The sequence below is a fragment of the Ureibacillus sp. FSL W7-1570 genome (genome assembly GCF_038593265.1).
Classification (GTDB): Bacteria; Bacillota; Bacilli; order Bacillales_A; family Planococcaceae; genus Ureibacillus; species Ureibacillus suwonensis.
Map to the genome: position 1 here is coordinate 619,152 of NZ_CP151979.1, position 14,755 is coordinate 633,906.

Below are 14,755 nucleotides of genomic sequence, written 5' to 3' on the forward strand. Positions count from 1 at the left end.
TTAGAAATAGATATTCGTATACAAAACAATCCAAAGTGTGAATGGAATAAATAGCATTCGCTGAGAGCTATATCGCCACCGGGAACCATGAATATTAATTGATGGTCAAAATGATTCCATATGTCTTTTGGTGGTTACACGACTATTCAGCGTAAAGGCGTCCAAAGGCGGGCATCTTTACGCTATTTTGTTGCGAGGAGGATGACTATGTCACAACAAACGAATGATTTTACAAAGTGGTATATTGACACAATTCAAAAAGCGGATTTGATGGATTACACGCCAGTGCGCGGCTGTATCGCATTCAAACCGGATGGATATGAAATTTGGGAACATATTCAGTCGGAAATGGACCGGCGTTTCAAGGAAACAGGGCATCGCAATGCATATTTCCCAATGCTGATTCCTGAGTCTTTCTTCCAAAAAGAAAAAGAACACGTGGAAGGATTTTCTCCGGAGCTTCCATGGGTGACGGAAGCGGCAGGGGAAAAATTGGAAGAACGTTTGGCGCTCCGTCCTACTTCCGAAACAATGATTGGTTATTTATATTCCAACTGGATCAAATCTTATCGTGATCTCCCTGTACTGATCAACCAGTGGGCAAACGTATTCCGTTGGGAAAAGAAAACTCTTCCATTTATCCGCACTTCCGAGTTTTTGTGGCAAGAAGGGCACACAGCTCATGAAAATGAAGAAGATGCACGAAAAGAAACGATGCAAATGCTCAATATCTATAAAGATGTGGTAGAAAACGTATTGGCGATTCCGGTGTATGATGGACAAAAAACGCCATCTGAACGCTTCGCCGGCGCTGTGGATACTTACTCCATCGAAGCGATGATGAAAGACGGAAAAGCCGTACAAGCCGGGACAAGCCACTATTTAGGTACAAAATTCGCAGAAGCGTTCAACATTAAATATTTGAACCGTGAAAACAAACACGTTCATGTTCATACAACTTCATGGGGTACGTCAACACGTTTGATCGGTTCGGTCATTATGGTGCATGGGGATGAAAAAGGATTGGTTCTTCCTCCAAAAATTGCACCGACACAAGTGATCTTAATTCCTGTCGGCCCATGGAAAAAAACGCCTGCCATCATCGAAAAATTGGAAGAAATCCAAAAAGCTTTAAAAGAAAAAGGAATTCGTGTACGCATCGACGATTCAGACCAATCTCCAGGATTTAAATTCAATGAATGGGAATTAAAAGGAGTGCCAGTCCGTATTGAACTTGGACCTCGCGATTTGGAAAACAATCAAGTCATCTTGAAAGCCCGCGATGAAGATGAAAAAATCACTGTTTCCATTGAATCCGTTGTGGAAGCGGTGGAAAAAGAATTGGAAACAATGCAACAACGTCTATATGAAAAAGCAAAAGCATTCCGCGATGCAAACTCTCATACAGATATTGATACATTAGACCAATTAAAAGAACATATCACAAATTGTGAGAAAAACGGTACGATCCCAGGTTGGATTCTTGGCGGTTGGTGCGGCGACGATGCATGTGAAGCGAAAGTGAAGGAAGAAACGAAATTCACATCGCGCAATATTCCGTTTAATCCGCCAACAACGAAACATACTTGCATCACATGCGGAAAAGAAGCAAAACATACTGTTTGGTTCGGTAGAGCTTATTAATTAATCTAACAAACTTCATCAAAGAAAAGACTGTTGGAAAATATATCCAACAGTCTTTTTCATTTTTCATCTTATTATGAAGGATTCATAAAGCGCACTTGCATGTGAATTTTCACAAATACTTTGCAAAATTTATTTGTCTATTATATATTCTAATTAAACATGGTTCTAATTAAACCATCTTGGACAAAAAATTCTCGCGCCATGTATTTTCATAAAAACCTATCAATCCACGTACAGCACTTAAGGAGTTGTAAATGAATGAGGAAGAATACCTTCATCATAAAACAGCGGGCTTTTTTGAAACTGTACATGCTTCATGAAGCAGAGAAGGGAAGGCTGTATGGTCTTCAAATTCTTGAAAATCTGCAAAATTATTTTAAAGATCTTGGTTATAAACCGACCAAATCGGAAGTGTATAAATCCCTTCATGAGTTGCTGAAAGATGGATATGTCACGAGGGAACCGATAATTAAAGAAGGTGCAGAGATGCAAACATTGTATATCTATCGAATTGGTGACCGGGAGAAAGTGAAAGCTTATAAAGATACGGTGAAAGCGGATCTTGACCGTTCGATTGCATTGCTTCAGCGAGCCCTTAAAGATAACTATTCCCAAAAGAGGGGATAAAATTTTCTTTTTTTAACATTTCAGGTTCTGATTGGTTTGCCGATTCGATAAAAAAAGAGGCATCAATCATTGATGCCCCTTTGTCATTCTTTTATTGATGTTTCTTTTGGAAATCGTACATGAAATCTCTTAAAGCGATGCAAGCTTCCACAGGCACAGCGTTGTAAGTTGAAGCACGGCATCCTCCAACGGAACGGTGGCCGTTTAGTCCTACGAAACCAGCCGCTTTTGCTTCAGCCAGGAATTGTTTTTCCAATTCTTCATCAGCCAAACGGAATGTGATGTTCATAAGTGAACGGCTGTTTGGTTCTGCATGTCCTTTGTAGAATCCGTTGCTTTCATCGATCACATCATAAATATATTTCGCTTTCTCCACATTGCGTTGTTGAATGGCTTCAAGGCCGCCTTGTTCTTCAACCCAACGCAACACTTCGCCCAACATATAAATGCCGAATGTTGGAGGAGTATTGTATAAAGAGTTTTTATCTGCATGTGTTTTATATTTTAACATTGTCGGAATATCTGTATTTGCTTTTTCAATCAAGTCTTTGCGGATAATGACTACAGTAACCCCGGATGGTCCAAGATTTTTTTGGGCTCCCGCATAAATGATGCCGAACTGGTTTACATCGATTGGGCGGGATAAAATGTCACTGGACATATCTGCAACCAATGGAACATCTCCGGTATTAGGGAATTCTTTCCATTCAGTGCCGTAAATAGTATTATTGGAAGTAATATGAACATAAGCATCGTCCGCATTGAATTGAATTTCATCCAGGTTCGGAATATTGCGATATTCATTTTCTTTCGTGCTTGCTGCTACCACTGCATTACCAAAAAGTTTTGCTTCTTTATGAGCTTTTTCTGACCAAGAACCAGTCAACACATAGCTTGCTGTTTTGTCTTTTGTCAAAAAGTTCATTGGCACCATTGCAAATTGCAAGCTTGCCCCGCCTTGCAAGAAGAGCACGTCATAGTTGTCTGGAACGGATAAGATTTTTTTCAATCGGTTGATTGCATTGTTATGAACTTCATCATAGTCTTTGCTGCGGTGGCTCATTTCCATAATGGACATGCCTGATCCATTAAAGTCTACCAATTCTTTTTGAGCTCTTTCCAATACTTCAAGAGGTAATGCGGATGGTCCTGCATTAAAATTGTATGCACGTTTATTTGTACTCACTTCAAACACTCCTTGAATATTTCAATATATTTTGATTATATACTCTTTTTTTGAAAATCGAACAATATTTTTAAAAGAAATAGTGAAAATTTCCGAATTCCATAAAATTCGTGCCGATTTCACTGAAAAACTTACGGTTTTTACAAATGCCACATTTTATTTATTAGGATAACAAACGATTTGTAAAGGGGAATAGTATGGCCAGTTATTACGAAAAAAATAAAGAACATGGGATGAAGTATTTAAGAGAATTGGTACCGGAACCATTCAAAGCATTTGCCCAATTCGACAGAAAGGTGTTTAAACCGGGAGCTTTGACGAAGAAGGAAAAGGAAATACTTGCTGTCGCCATTGCCCACGCAACAAAGTGTCCTTATTGCATTGATGTTCATACAAAAAAAGCGAAAAGAGCAGGTGCAAGCCTGGAAGAACTGGTGGAAGCCGTGTTTGTGGTTTCCGCAATGGAAGCGGGAGTTGCCGCAAATTCCAATGAGATGAGAGACAATGGATTTTCTCAAGGATATACCGATTTTTCCCATAGTGTCCTGGAAGCGGGGCATTTAAGCCGGGCTTATAAAGAGTTAATTGCAGCTGCAGTGGCATTTGCAATCCAATGTCCCGGTTTGGCCGATCGCCATATGAAAAATTCTATGGAACTTGGAATCACCAATGAACAATTGGATGAAGCGATTTCCGTTGCCTCCGCCTTAAAGGCGGGAAGCGCTTATGCACATTTGTTGCAAGTACTGGACAGCTATATGGAGTAAGCATGTAATAATGGATGTCATTCACAACAGTTCCATGCGAAGACAAGTGATGGAATGGGGCACCGGACACCCCTGTTCCTCTTCCAAACAAATTATTTGGAATAAAATAGGGATGGATTATTGAAAAATTTAACAACTTTATCTTCATACTTTCTACAAAAAAAGAAACCATCCGCCTATGATCGTTAAATGGAACTGTATTCGCATATAAAGAAATATAGTAGCATCGATCAGTTTATATAAAAAGTGTGCCGCACGAAGTATATAAAAAATGGAAATGGGGGAAGTGCAATGTCAATATTCGTATCCGTTTTGTTCTATGTCGTTCCAGCTTTGATGATCATTTGGTTTATGGTGAGTGTGGTTTCCGCATTAAGAAGAAAAAATAAAATTTTGGAAGCGATCTTGGAAGAAATGAAGAAGAAAAATTGAACCGGACTGCTATCATTCTTCTTTGGGAAATGGGACCAGCGATGATAAACTATTGATAGAAATAATGAAAAAAGGGTTGGGAGTATGTGTTTAATTCATTTTCAATATGGGGAACATCCAATATTTCAATTAATCGTTGTAGCAAATCGGGATGAAATTTATGACCGTCCGGCGGAACCTGCCCATTTTTGGGAGGATGAACCGGAGATTCTGGCGGGAAGGGACCTGCTTGAAATGGGCACGTGGCTGGGAATATCAAAAAACGGACGATTCGCAGCCTTAACGAATTTCCGCGATCCGTCTTTACCAAAAAGACCGCGTTCCCGTGGGGAAATTGTGAGAAATTTTTTGAAAGAATCCGTTCATCCAAGCGAGTTTATTGATGAATTGGCAAAAATGAAAGATTGTTATGGAGGATTTAACGTAATCGTCGGAGATCAAAACCGTTTAATGCATTATAATAATATTTTTGATGAAAAAAATGAGATTTTCCCCGGCGTCCATAGTGTCAGCAATCATACATTAAATACTCCATGGCCGAAAGTGGTGAAAGGGAAAAAACGAATGGTTGAATATTTGAAAAATAATCCTGGACAAGTGGATATTGATGAATTATTTGAAATTGTCATGGATCGTGAAATCGCACCGGATGAAGAGTTGCCAGATACAGGTGTCGGTTTGGAAATGGAGAGAAATTTATCCCCGGCGTTTATTCAATTGCCACACTACGGCACCCGTTGTTCAACAGTATTGTTGATTGATAGGGAAGGGAACGTCACTTTTGTAGAAAGAACTTTTAATAGCGGGCATTTTAAGTTTGAAAAAAGTTTTCGATTCAAAATACAAAAATGATAAAAATTATAGAAATTATGCTATTGTCCTGACACCCTCCTTTATAAAAGCATACACTAGAGTACCATCAATGAGGGAGGGATTATTCATGGGCTATGGCTATGGAGGATACAGCTATTGTGGAAACAGCTTTGCGTTAATCGTTGTATTGTTCATCCTTTTAATCATTGTAGGTACACATTTTAAATATTCGTGTTAATTCACCATGTAAAACTGATTCTAAAGGATTTCTTCTTTAGAATCAGTTTTATTTTTTTTGATACGAACAGATTCTAAAGCGCATCGTGCAAGAATAAATAGAATTGAACCTTTGAATATGAATCATTGACAAATTCATTGAAGGGATTCTATTTTTCATGGACAATATTCATAAAAAAGTAAAGGAGAAGAATGAATGGATTTGGGTTTGCAAGATAAAGTTGCTCTCATCACCGGGGCAAGTAAAGGAATTGGGTTACATACGGCCCTCCAACTTGCCAAGGAGGGGGCAAAAGTGGCCATTTGCGGCCGCAATAAGGATTCATTGAAAGAAGCAAAGGAATGGATTCAGGGCCAAACCGGTAAGGAGATTCTTACGGTTGCAGCGGATGTGACAAAAGAAGAGGATTGCAAACGGTTGATTGAGGAGACGGTATCCCACTATGGAAGATTAGATATTCTGGTGAACAATGCCGGCACATCCTCTGCCCATTCTTTTGAAGAAGTGGATTCCGAATTATGGCATGCGGATTTGAATTTAAAATTATTCGGTGCCATCCATTGCTCAAAATATGCACTTCCACATTTAAAAGAGAGTGGAGGTGGAGCAATCGTCAATGTGACTGCTTCCATTGCAAAAACACCGGGTGAAAACAGCCTTCCGACAATGGTGAGCCGCTCTGCCGGTATGGCACTCACAAAAGCGATGAGCAAAGATTTAGGAAAATATAATATTCGAGTAAATACTGTATGTATTGGACTAATCCGAAGCAGACAAATCGAAGCGAAATGGAAGAGGGAAATGCCGGCTTCCACTTGGGAAGAATATTCGAGAGAAGTCGGAAAAAAGATTCCCCTTGGAAGAATCGGGGAAACGGATGAAGCGGCAAAAGTCATCACTTTTCTCGTTTCCGATGCCGCCTCTTACGTTACGGGCACTTCCATAAACATTGACGGTGGTTCAGCCGGAACATTGTAAGACCGCTTTTTATCTTTTTCCTCACGCTGTTCTAAAATATTATCCTTCATTCATATAAAATAATATGAGAAAATTGATAGAAAAGTGGGGAAGAATGATGGGTATGTATGATGAACAATGGTCTTATTTGGAAAAGCCGAAACTAGAAGAAATTCCGTCTGAGCTGCAAGCGTATTTTGAGGAAAACGTCCGTAAACAGGAAGAAAAATTGGGGGTTGTAAACACCTTATTCAATATTTTGCCTTTGAACCCCATCCAATTCAAAGCTTTCCTCGACTTCATGTATTCCTTGTTTAATACGAAAAACACGTACTTGGATTTGGTTGACAAAGAAATGATCGGTCTTGTTGTGTCTTCTGTGAATTGCTGCAATTATTGTTTGACCACTCATAGTGATACATTGAGAAGACTTACAGGAGATCCGGTATGGGTCGATACATTGACGTATAACTACAGAAGTGCAGAATTGACAAAAAAACAGCGGGCACTATGCGACTATGCATTCCGTGCGACAAAGTATCCGGATGAACTTACAACAAAAGAAGTGGATTTGCTGAGGGAAGCGGGGTTCAATGATCATGAAATCCTGGAAGCTGCCTTTGTTGTCGGTTTCTTTAATTACACGAATCGTTGGGTCAGCACAATTGGGGCGATACCAAATCCGAAACATAATCAAAATCATCGTTAAACCGTTTCTGTTTAAAATGTCCACGTTCGATGGGAACGTGGTCTTTTTTATCTGCCTAAGTTTTATGTTGTGGAAAGGATTTTTTCATGGGTAAAAATTGAAACTTTCTTTATCAATCAATCGTATGCTAACTATCGAAATTAGTGTAAACTATAAACAATAAATGACGCATGAAGAACGGAGGATTGCCATGTCAGAAACGAAAAACCCGTTGTTTGAAGATTTGGATGCAAAATTGAATGAAGAAAAACATGAAATTGTTGAAGCGCCTCCACAACTTGTAACGGAAGAAGAGATGTCTCAATTGCGTAAGCGGCAATTGGAATTGAAAAAAGATCCGGCTGTCCTCGCGCTTGCCGAAAAAATAGACGTCAAAAATCAAATCGCCGTTTTGGAATTCGGGAAGGAAACCGCAAATTCGATTTCCAAGTTTTCCGACCGGATGTTATCTTCCATAAAACAAAGCAAATTGGAAAAATCGAGCGAGTTGATCAATCATTTAAATAAAATCATGGCCCGCTTCGATCCGGAAGATTTTAAAGAAGAAAAGAAAGGATTTTTGGCGCGTCTTTTTGGAAAAGGAAAAGAGCAGCTTCAGAAGATTTTATCGAAATACGAATCGATGAATAAAGAGATCGATGCCATCTATCAAGAGATTACAAAATACGAGCAGGAAATGAAGAAAAATACGGTCGAACTTGAACAAATGTACGATCAAAATCTTGAATATTTCAAAACATTGAGTGAATATATCGCTGCGATCGAAGTAAAAGTGGAGGAGCTGAAACCGGAACTTGCCAATTTGGAAGCCCGTGCCAACGAAGGGGATCAGGAAGCGCTGATGGAACTGGAATCATTGCAGCGGGCAATCGAATTGCTGGAACAGCGCCGCTACGATTTGGAAATGGCGCAACAAGTATCCTTCCAGGCAGCACCGCAAATCCGGTTAATGCAGCAGGGGAACAACCACTTGATTGCCAAAATCAATTCCGCTTTTGTAACGACAATCCCTATTTTTAAACAGGGACTAATCCATGCCGTGACGATTCAACGTCAAAAATTGATTTCTGATTCGATGCAGGAATTGGATAAACGGACGAACGAAATGTTGATGAGAAACGCAGAAAATATCCGCCGCAACAGTGTGGATATCGCCCGCACGGCAAGTCAGCCGGGCATCAAGATTGAAACCCTTGAAAATACTTGGAGAACCATTTTGGCAGGCATTGAAGAAACAAAACAAATCCAGGCGGAAACCGTTCGAAACCGGGAAGAAGGAAGAAAGCGGCTTGAACAACTGCAAATTGAATATGAAAAATTGAAAAAAATGTAAAAAAACAACTGCACCACGTTCAACAAAATGGTGGTGCAGTTGTTTTTTAATTAAAATCCGAATCTTCTTTGTTGCATTGGGAAACATTGCGGATTTGGATTTCGTGGATCGCCGAATTGCTGGGACATTTGGTAATATTCATTCACTTCGGAATACGTTCTAGGAAAATAGTGTTGATGGTGATAGATATGCCGGTTGACAGTAGTTGTATGCACTGGATGAAAGTGTGGAACAATTGTATTGAAAACGTTTGTTTTAACCACTTCTTGCGTTGGTGAAACTTGTGCAGGTGCAATCTGTGTTGGCATAATATTCGGTGGACAACAAATAGGTCTTGGTCTCATTTGATGATGTTTTCTACCATACATTTATTTTCACCTCCTTGCAAATCACTGTTCATCAATAGCATATGGGAGATTGAAATGCTCGATTAGATAAACACCTAGAGAAAAATAAATAAAACGGAACGGTTAGAAAAGAGTTTTGGGGTTCTATTATTTCTAAGGATTGAAAGATATGACCGAACGCCGGTCTTTGAGGGAGATAGATGGGGTTTTTACTTTTATGAGGAAGTTTCTAAATTTCAAATTCCATCTTTTGAAATTTTAGAGCGCCATCAAGGCTTTTCATATAAAGTTGTTTATTTGGAAAGTTTTTTGTTGAAAGTGGGGCTCGTTAGGTATACAATTAAAACATAGTAAACGAATAAGAATTATAAGAAAAGGGATGATCCTCAATGTCCTATTTATTGTCCAATACAATCGAATATTTAAAAGAAGCGAATCAACAACCCCCTTTATATACAATGGATCCAGCCGAAGAAAGAAATAGAAGGGAAATTGCTTTAAAATTGAAAACCAAAACCCGTTCCAGTTTTATAAAGAAGAAAGACCAATTGATTCCTGTCAGAGATGGAAGCAAGATAAAGGTTCGCATATATACGCCGAAAGGAAATGGCCCATTTCCCATCATCATCTATTATCATGGCGGTGGCTGGGTATTGAACAGTATTGAAACCTGCGATGAGTCGTGTCAGTTGTTGGCAGAGTCAACGAACTCCGTTGTCGTTTCTGTAAATTACCGTTTGGCTCCTGAATACAAATTCCCGACACCGGTTTATGATGCATATGATGCGTTCCTATGGACAGTGAAAAACAACAATCGATTAAACGGCAACAAGAAAATTATTGTGGCGGGAGACAGCGCAGGCGGCAATTTGGCTACAGTTGTAACATTGTTAAACCGGGACTTGCAAGGGCCTGAAATCCATGCGCAAATTTTGTTATATCCCGTAACCGATTTAACTTTCAGTACGCCATCTTATGAAGAATTCGCAGTCGGATTTGGCCTGTTGAAAGAAGACATGGCGTGGTTTAGAAAACACTATTTGAACAATGTGAATGAAACTTTCCACCAATATGCTTCCCCTTTATTGGCGGACGATTTGTCGAATCTGCCTCCTGCATTCATTGCTGTTGCGGAAAATGATGTATTAAGGGATGAAGGAATCCGTTACGCAAACAAATTGATTGAATTTGGAGGAAAGGTTGAATTGACCGTTGCCCGTGGACTTGTTCATAGCTATTTCACAAAAAATCAATTCTTCGATGAAAATATCAAGGATACTATTTTTCAAATTCGCGCTTTTTTATCAACAATCACTACTAAAGGAGAAATCAACGCTTCTTGATGGCCGACTTTTCAAAGTTGGCCATTTTTTTGTCTCTGTTATAGCCTTTCTTGATCATTTAATTGATAGAAGGTTAAGTGGATTAAGCTATGAGCCCTTCTCCGATTTTGGATGCAACGTACTATAAAGTGTAAGATTTTTTAATAAGTCTTTATATGTTTGGAGGTGAAATCATGAGTTCTATTGCAATCAGTCCAGGGCATTTCGGCGTTGGCAGTGGTGCAAGAGATATCATAGATGAAGTGACGGAAGCAAGAAAAGTGGTAGATCGGGTTGCCTATTTATTGCAGCAGGAAGGAATAACGGTCCACAAAATTGTGGATGATCGTTCGAAAAAGCAGAGTGACAACCTGAATTATTTGATACGTGAACATAACTCCAAAAACAGGAAGCTGGATGTGAGTATTCATTTCAACTCTTCCGGCAAAAGAACAGACCAGCCATTGGGCACAGAAGTTTTGTATCTTAATGATTCACTTCAGGCCTTTGCGGCGAGAATGAGTCAGGCCATTGCCAAAGCAAGCGGATTAAAAAATAGAGGTGCCAAAAAAAGAAGTGAGCTCGCTTTTTTGAAAGGGACAAATCAACCTGCCGTTCTCATTGAAGTATGTTTCGTTAACTCAGTGCAAGATGTGAAAATCTATCAATCGAAATTCAATGAAATCTGCGAGGCGATTGCAAAAGAGTGCATTGCGTATGTTGCACCAAACCCGGCCAATAAAGAAAGCGATCTGGAAAACGTTGAGGGCGAAATTCAAAAGACGTTGCCTTCCGTTGGTACAAAAGGAGAATTTACTAGTCCGGAATTAAAAAAACGGCTTGATGCGATATTAAAAGACCAAAAAATGATTGAAGCCATTGTCCGAAAAGGGATTGATGAACAGGCCATCCATGGGGTTTGGCTCGAAAAACTGCGCGATGGCACGTTATCTTCCGCTGATTTGTTGGGTATCAGCACTTTAATTATCGAGCATCAGATAAAAAATGCGGGTAAAAAGTGAGCTGAGACAATGGCCACTTTTATAAAAAAATAACGTTTTAATTTTTTTTGCGCTCTTTCGAAAGGGGATTTATGTTACTTTTGGAAAATCATTCTAAATGATCGTTTGGTTTTTACATTTACTTCCCTATTTTCCATCGTTATAATTTTTATAATATCTTATATTTCAAAAATGATTGAAAGGCATGGTTAAAATTTTATGACTGAAGAGAAAAAAGGCATGCTTAATGCCATTCTAGCTTATACCATCTGGGGATTCTTTCCCGTTTATTGGAAAGTTCTCGAACATGTAAATAGCATGGAAATATTGTTAAACCGGATTATTTGGTCTTTTGTATTTACAACCCTTTTTATATTAATCATTGGCCAAAAGAATAAATTGGCCGCTGACTTGAAATATCTTTGGCACAATAAAAAGATCTTTTTCTCATTGATGCTGGCTTCTTTTGTCATCTCATGCAATTGGTTTTTGTACATATGGGCGGTAACGAATGATCATGTGGTGGAGACAAGCCTTGGGTACTATATTAACCCGTTGATCACCGTATTGTTTGGCGTATTTCTATTCAAAGAACAATTGTCGAAAGCCCAAATCCTTTCCGTGATACTTGCATTTTGTGGAGTCGCATTGATGGCGGTGCGTTACGGGAAAATCCCATGGGTCGCATTGTGCATCGCCCTGTCATTTGCCATCTATGGCGCATTAAAGAAAAAAATTCAACTGGATGCCACCAGGGGGTTGGCAATTGAAACATTGTTCATTTTGCCTGTTGCAATAGTTTATTATATTTTTCTTATGTCAACTACTGATATTTCATTTTTACATATTGATTGGAAAACGGATCTGTTTCTTATTTTAGGAGGCTTAGTGACAGCATATCCTTTAATTTTATTCGCAAAGGGAGCGAAAGCTTTGCCCCAATCCATTTTAGGCTTTATCCAATATGTTTCCCCGACGATTCTATTGATTTTGGGGGCTGCGGTTTACGGTGAACCGTTTACAAGTGTGGAATTGATTTCTTTTGGTTTCATATGGATGGCCATCATCATTTTCAGTTTATCCGCCATTTTGGAAAATCGGAAAAAACGTACCCTGACATAAAAGGATTTTTTAAAATTTTATAGAAATATCAAAAATTGTGATATTTTCTATCTCTTTCTTGAATATCCGATTTTTTAGATGAGTGGAGGGGGAGTGTTCATGTATGTGAAAATGAATGGTAAGGAGTTCCATTTCCATCGGGTTCGAATTGATCTTTTGGAAACGGATATACGTGAACCATTTCGTTTCTTTGATAAGAAAACGATTCGCGATCTTCTCCGGCATAACCGTTACCAACATCTGAGAGAGAAGGTGATGAATGAATATGAAGAAATTTTGGATGTGCCTGCTGGTCCCGCCCTTTATAACTTGAAAAAAAAGAACGACCCATTTTACAAAGAATTTCTGAATAATTACGGTGATTTGGCTTATTGCCAATTCGTCGTAAAGGGCAATGAGACATTACTAAATAAAAAGGGCGTATATACGATTATCATGAACGATAAAATTGTATTTGCAGGAATTTGCAATAATAAATTCAAGTTGAGATTTAATCAGCATATCGGAAATGTCTCTCCAAAGTCATGTTTCCGTGATGGCACCGCGACCCACTGTCATATCAATTCAAAAATAGCCCGGCACATCTTGGATTCAAATATCTATTTCCAAGTGTGTCCATTGAATGATTTGGAGGAAATGAAATCAGTAAAAAACTGGCTCATTGACCGTTTTGAACCATTGTGGAATTTAAGATTTGGAAGCGATGTCATTTATACGTATAATTAATGGGGAAATCAATTTCGGGAGCTTTTGGAATTCTCATTTGTTATAAATCCTTCAATTTTATTTCACTATTTTCTAACAAATCTTTGATATGATAGTAACAATAAGGACTTAAGGAGAGACAGAAATGGGTTCAAATATTAACGTATTATTCGCTTTTGGGGCAGGCTTTTTAAGCTTCATTTCCCCGTGTACATTGCCGCTCTATCCGGCTTTTCTTTCGTACATAACCGGAATGAGCTACGATGAAATAAAAAATGATAAAGGGATGCTGCAAAAAAGGGCCATTTTGCATACGCTCTTTTTCTTGATAGGGTTCTCGATTATTTTTATCGTCCTCGGTTTTGGCGCAAGATTGTTGTCCATTGAGAACTTCTTCCTGAATTATCAGGATTTGATCCGTCAAATCGGGGCCATTTTGATTGTCGCCTTTGGATTGATGATTGTCGGTTGGTTAAAAATCGACTTTTTAATGAAAGATCATAAATTCCAATTTAAGAGCAGACCTTCAGGTTATTTCGGATCATCATTGATCGGCCTTGCATTTGCGGCGGGTTGGACGCCGTGCACCGGTCCGATTTTGGCAGCGATCATCGCCCTGGCCATGACAAATCCCAATTCCGCAATGGGGTACATGATTGCTTACGTATTAGGTTTTTCCATCCCTTTCTTTATATTGTCTTTCTTTATTTCCAGAATGGGATGGCTTCGGAAATACAGCCAGAAAATTGTAAAAATCGGCGGGTATATCATGATTGCCATGGGAGTTTTGCTGTTCTTTGACGGCATGAATTATATCATCCGGGTGTTGTCACCAATCTTTGGAGGTTTTACCGGTTTCTAATTGTATTGGATGTTAGGACCTTGAAATTTCATGTCAATCATTCTAGGTGTATTGAAAAATGAATATTTCAAGGTTCTTAGATACATATGAATAAAACATTATGGTATATTATTAAGGAGCGCTGCCTGCAAACAGGCAGTTTTTTTAAGCCTATGAGGAGGGATAACATGTTTGAAAATATACCTTCTCGCTATATCATTATTGCGAGTACGTTGATGGCTATATTGATGGGTACCTTCATCATGATGATGAGATTGCGATCTCAAAAGAAACCGGTGAATGCAAAAAAAATACTGATACCGCCCATCGCCATGTCCACAGGGGCGTTGATGTTTGTATTTGAGGAGTTTCGGGTTCCGCCGTTACAAATATTAGAAGCCATTGTTGTCGGAGTCATTTTTTCTTTTGTATTGATTGCCACATCCAAATTTGAAATTCGGGACAACGAAATTTACATGAAACGTTCCAAAGCGTTTTTTATCATTTTAGTCAGCTTGTTATTGATACGGACTCTCGGAAAAGTGGTGTTAACCGATTCTTTTGATCCCGGTGAATTAGCCGGCATGTTCTGGTTATTGGCATTTGCCATGCTTTGGCCATGGCGCATCGCAATGCTCATTCAATATAAAAAAATTGAGAAATCCCATTTGATTGATTCGCTGGAAAAAGGGAACTTGTGAGTGGCGG

Annotated in this window: 17 protein-coding genes; 15 read left to right on the forward strand and 2 right to left on the reverse strand. The window is 39.0% G+C overall.

What is annotated here, in order from left to right:
- Positions 1 to 207: 207 nt before the first annotated feature.
- Both proS and NST13_RS03125 read left to right on the forward strand, forming a co-directional pair.
- The gene (proS, locus tag NST13_RS03120; protein WP_342581389.1) at positions 208 to 1,644 is read left to right on the forward strand and encodes a proline--tRNA ligase; all 1,437 of its coding nucleotides are present in this window, start codon (positions 208 to 210) and stop codon (positions 1,642 to 1,644) included.
- Between the two features lie 261 nt (positions 1,645 to 1,905).
- Entirely contained in the window at positions 1,906 to 2,274 is a 369-nt protein-coding gene (locus NST13_RS03125) for a Replication termination protein (RefSeq protein ID WP_342581390.1), read from the forward strand.
- A gap of 91 nt (positions 2,275 to 2,365) precedes the next feature.
- Here NST13_RS03125 and serC read toward each other — a convergent pair whose 3' ends face one another.
- The gene (serC, locus tag NST13_RS03130; RefSeq protein ID WP_342581391.1) at positions 2,366 to 3,460 is read right to left on the reverse strand and encodes a 3-phosphoserine/phosphohydroxythreonine transaminase; all 1,095 of its coding nucleotides are present in this window, start codon (positions 3,458 to 3,460) and stop codon (positions 2,366 to 2,368) included.
- 197 nt (positions 3,461 to 3,657) lie between these two features.
- On the opposite strand from serC, the gene NST13_RS03135 reads away from it, so the two are divergent.
- The 7 genes from NST13_RS03135 (at position 3,658) to NST13_RS03165 (ending at position 8,709) form a co-directional block, all read left to right on the forward strand.
- Entirely contained in the window at positions 3,658 to 4,227 is a 570-nt protein-coding gene (locus NST13_RS03135; RefSeq protein ID WP_342581392.1) for a carboxymuconolactone decarboxylase family protein, read from the forward strand.
- Positions 4,228 to 4,518: 291 nt separating this feature from the next.
- Positions 4,519 to 4,659, forward strand: a complete 141-nt coding sequence (locus tag NST13_RS03140) for a hypothetical protein (protein ID WP_342469447.1) — start codon at positions 4,519 to 4,521, stop codon at positions 4,657 to 4,659.
- An 84-nt stretch (positions 4,660 to 4,743) separates the two neighbouring features.
- Positions 4,744 to 5,511: an NRDE family protein gene (locus tag NST13_RS03145; RefSeq protein ID WP_342581393.1), complete on the forward strand. Its 768-nt coding sequence runs from the start codon at positions 4,744 to 4,746 to the stop codon at positions 5,509 to 5,511.
- A gap of 88 nt (positions 5,512 to 5,599) precedes the next feature.
- Positions 5,600 to 5,710, forward strand: a complete 111-nt coding sequence (locus tag NST13_RS03150; protein ID WP_342469445.1) for a YjcZ family sporulation protein — start codon at positions 5,600 to 5,602, stop codon at positions 5,708 to 5,710.
- A gap of 195 nt (positions 5,711 to 5,905) precedes the next feature.
- Positions 5,906 to 6,688, forward strand: coding sequence for an SDR family oxidoreductase (locus NST13_RS03155; protein WP_342581394.1), 783 nt, complete (start codon positions 5,906 to 5,908; stop codon positions 6,686 to 6,688).
- Positions 6,689 to 6,782: 94 nt separating this feature from the next.
- Complete coding sequence (locus tag NST13_RS03160; protein WP_342581395.1) at positions 6,783 to 7,376, forward strand: peroxidase-related enzyme; 594 nt, start codon at positions 6,783 to 6,785, stop codon at positions 7,374 to 7,376.
- 190 nt (positions 7,377 to 7,566) lie between these two features.
- On the forward strand, positions 7,567 to 8,709 hold the full coding sequence (locus NST13_RS03165; RefSeq protein ID WP_342469442.1) for a toxic anion resistance protein: 1,143 nt from the start codon (positions 7,567 to 7,569) through the stop codon (positions 8,707 to 8,709).
- A 50-nt stretch (positions 8,710 to 8,759) separates the two neighbouring features.
- Here the strand turns inward: NST13_RS03165 and NST13_RS03170 are convergent, their stop codons facing one another.
- The gene (locus tag NST13_RS03170; RefSeq protein WP_342581396.1) at positions 8,760 to 9,077 is read right to left on the reverse strand and encodes a CotD family spore coat protein; all 318 of its coding nucleotides are present in this window, start codon (positions 9,075 to 9,077) and stop codon (positions 8,760 to 8,762) included.
- Positions 9,078 to 9,445: 368 nt separating this feature from the next.
- On the opposite strand from NST13_RS03170, the gene NST13_RS03175 reads away from it, so the two are divergent.
- The 6 genes from NST13_RS03175 (at position 9,446) to NST13_RS03200 (ending at position 14,748) form a co-directional block, all read left to right on the forward strand.
- Entirely contained in the window at positions 9,446 to 10,399 is a 954-nt protein-coding gene (locus tag NST13_RS03175; protein WP_342581397.1) for an alpha/beta hydrolase, read from the forward strand.
- A gap of 173 nt (positions 10,400 to 10,572) precedes the next feature.
- Positions 10,573 to 11,400 carry an N-acetylmuramoyl-L-alanine amidase gene (locus tag NST13_RS03180; RefSeq protein WP_342581398.1) on the forward strand — a complete coding sequence of 276 codons (828 nt, stop codon included), beginning with the start codon at positions 10,573 to 10,575 and terminating at the stop codon, positions 11,398 to 11,400.
- Positions 11,401 to 11,598: 198 nt separating this feature from the next.
- Positions 11,599 to 12,501 (forward strand): EamA family transporter RarD, encoded by a 903-nt coding sequence (gene rarD / locus NST13_RS03185; RefSeq protein ID WP_342469438.1) that lies wholly within the window; start codon positions 11,599 to 11,601, stop codon positions 12,499 to 12,501.
- A 99-nt stretch (positions 12,502 to 12,600) separates the two neighbouring features.
- Positions 12,601 to 13,227, forward strand: a complete 627-nt coding sequence (locus NST13_RS03190; RefSeq protein ID WP_342469437.1) for a hypothetical protein — start codon at positions 12,601 to 12,603, stop codon at positions 13,225 to 13,227.
- 124 nt (positions 13,228 to 13,351) lie between these two features.
- Entirely contained in the window at positions 13,352 to 14,068 is a 717-nt protein-coding gene (locus tag NST13_RS03195; protein ID WP_342469436.1) for a cytochrome c biogenesis protein CcdA, read from the forward strand.
- 167 nt (positions 14,069 to 14,235) lie between these two features.
- Complete coding sequence (locus NST13_RS03200) at positions 14,236 to 14,748, forward strand: cytochrome c biogenesis protein CcdC (RefSeq protein WP_342581399.1); 513 nt, start codon at positions 14,236 to 14,238, stop codon at positions 14,746 to 14,748.
- The last annotated feature ends 7 nt before the right edge of the window (positions 14,749 to 14,755 follow it).

What these genes read in the sequence shown, in the direction of transcription:
- NST13_RS03155 (WP_342581394.1), top strand. Translation starts at nt 5,906, where the DNA reads ATGGATTTGGGTTTGCAAGATAAAGTTGCTCTCATCACCGGGGCAAGT.
- NST13_RS03145 (WP_342581393.1), top strand. Translation starts at nt 4,744, where the DNA reads ATGTGTTTAATTCATTTTCAATATGGGGAACATCCAATATTTCAATTA.
- NST13_RS03160 (WP_342581395.1), top strand. Translation starts at nt 6,783, where the DNA reads ATGATGGGTATGTATGATGAACAATGGTCTTATTTGGAAAAGCCGAAA.
- NST13_RS03150 (WP_342469445.1), top strand. Translation starts at nt 5,600, where the DNA reads ATGGGCTATGGCTATGGAGGATACAGCTATTGTGGAAACAGCTTTGCG.
- proS (WP_342581389.1), top strand. Translation starts at nt 208, where the DNA reads ATGTCACAACAAACGAATGATTTTACAAAGTGGTATATTGACACAATT.
- NST13_RS03190 (WP_342469437.1), top strand. Translation starts at nt 12,601, where the DNA reads ATGTATGTGAAAATGAATGGTAAGGAGTTCCATTTCCATCGGGTTCGA.
- NST13_RS03195 (WP_342469436.1), top strand. Translation starts at nt 13,352, where the DNA reads ATGGGTTCAAATATTAACGTATTATTCGCTTTTGGGGCAGGCTTTTTA.
- NST13_RS03200 (WP_342581399.1), top strand. Translation starts at nt 14,236, where the DNA reads ATGTTTGAAAATATACCTTCTCGCTATATCATTATTGCGAGTACGTTG.
- NST13_RS03135 (WP_342581392.1), top strand. Translation starts at nt 3,658, where the DNA reads ATGGCCAGTTATTACGAAAAAAATAAAGAACATGGGATGAAGTATTTA.
- NST13_RS03180 (WP_342581398.1), top strand. Translation starts at nt 10,573, where the DNA reads ATGAGTTCTATTGCAATCAGTCCAGGGCATTTCGGCGTTGGCAGTGGT.
- NST13_RS03175 (WP_342581397.1), top strand. Translation starts at nt 9,446, where the DNA reads ATGTCCTATTTATTGTCCAATACAATCGAATATTTAAAAGAAGCGAAT.
- rarD (WP_342469438.1), top strand. Translation starts at nt 11,599, where the DNA reads ATGACTGAAGAGAAAAAAGGCATGCTTAATGCCATTCTAGCTTATACC.
- NST13_RS03165 (WP_342469442.1), top strand. Translation starts at nt 7,567, where the DNA reads ATGTCAGAAACGAAAAACCCGTTGTTTGAAGATTTGGATGCAAAATTG.
- NST13_RS03170 (WP_342581396.1), bottom strand. Translation starts at nt 9,077, where the DNA reads ATGTATGGTAGAAAACATCATCAAATGAGACCAAGACCTATTTGTTGT.
- NST13_RS03125 (WP_342581390.1), top strand. Translation starts at nt 1,906, where the DNA reads ATGAGGAAGAATACCTTCATCATAAAACAGCGGGCTTTTTTGAAACTG.
- NST13_RS03140 (WP_342469447.1), top strand. Translation starts at nt 4,519, where the DNA reads ATGTCAATATTCGTATCCGTTTTGTTCTATGTCGTTCCAGCTTTGATG.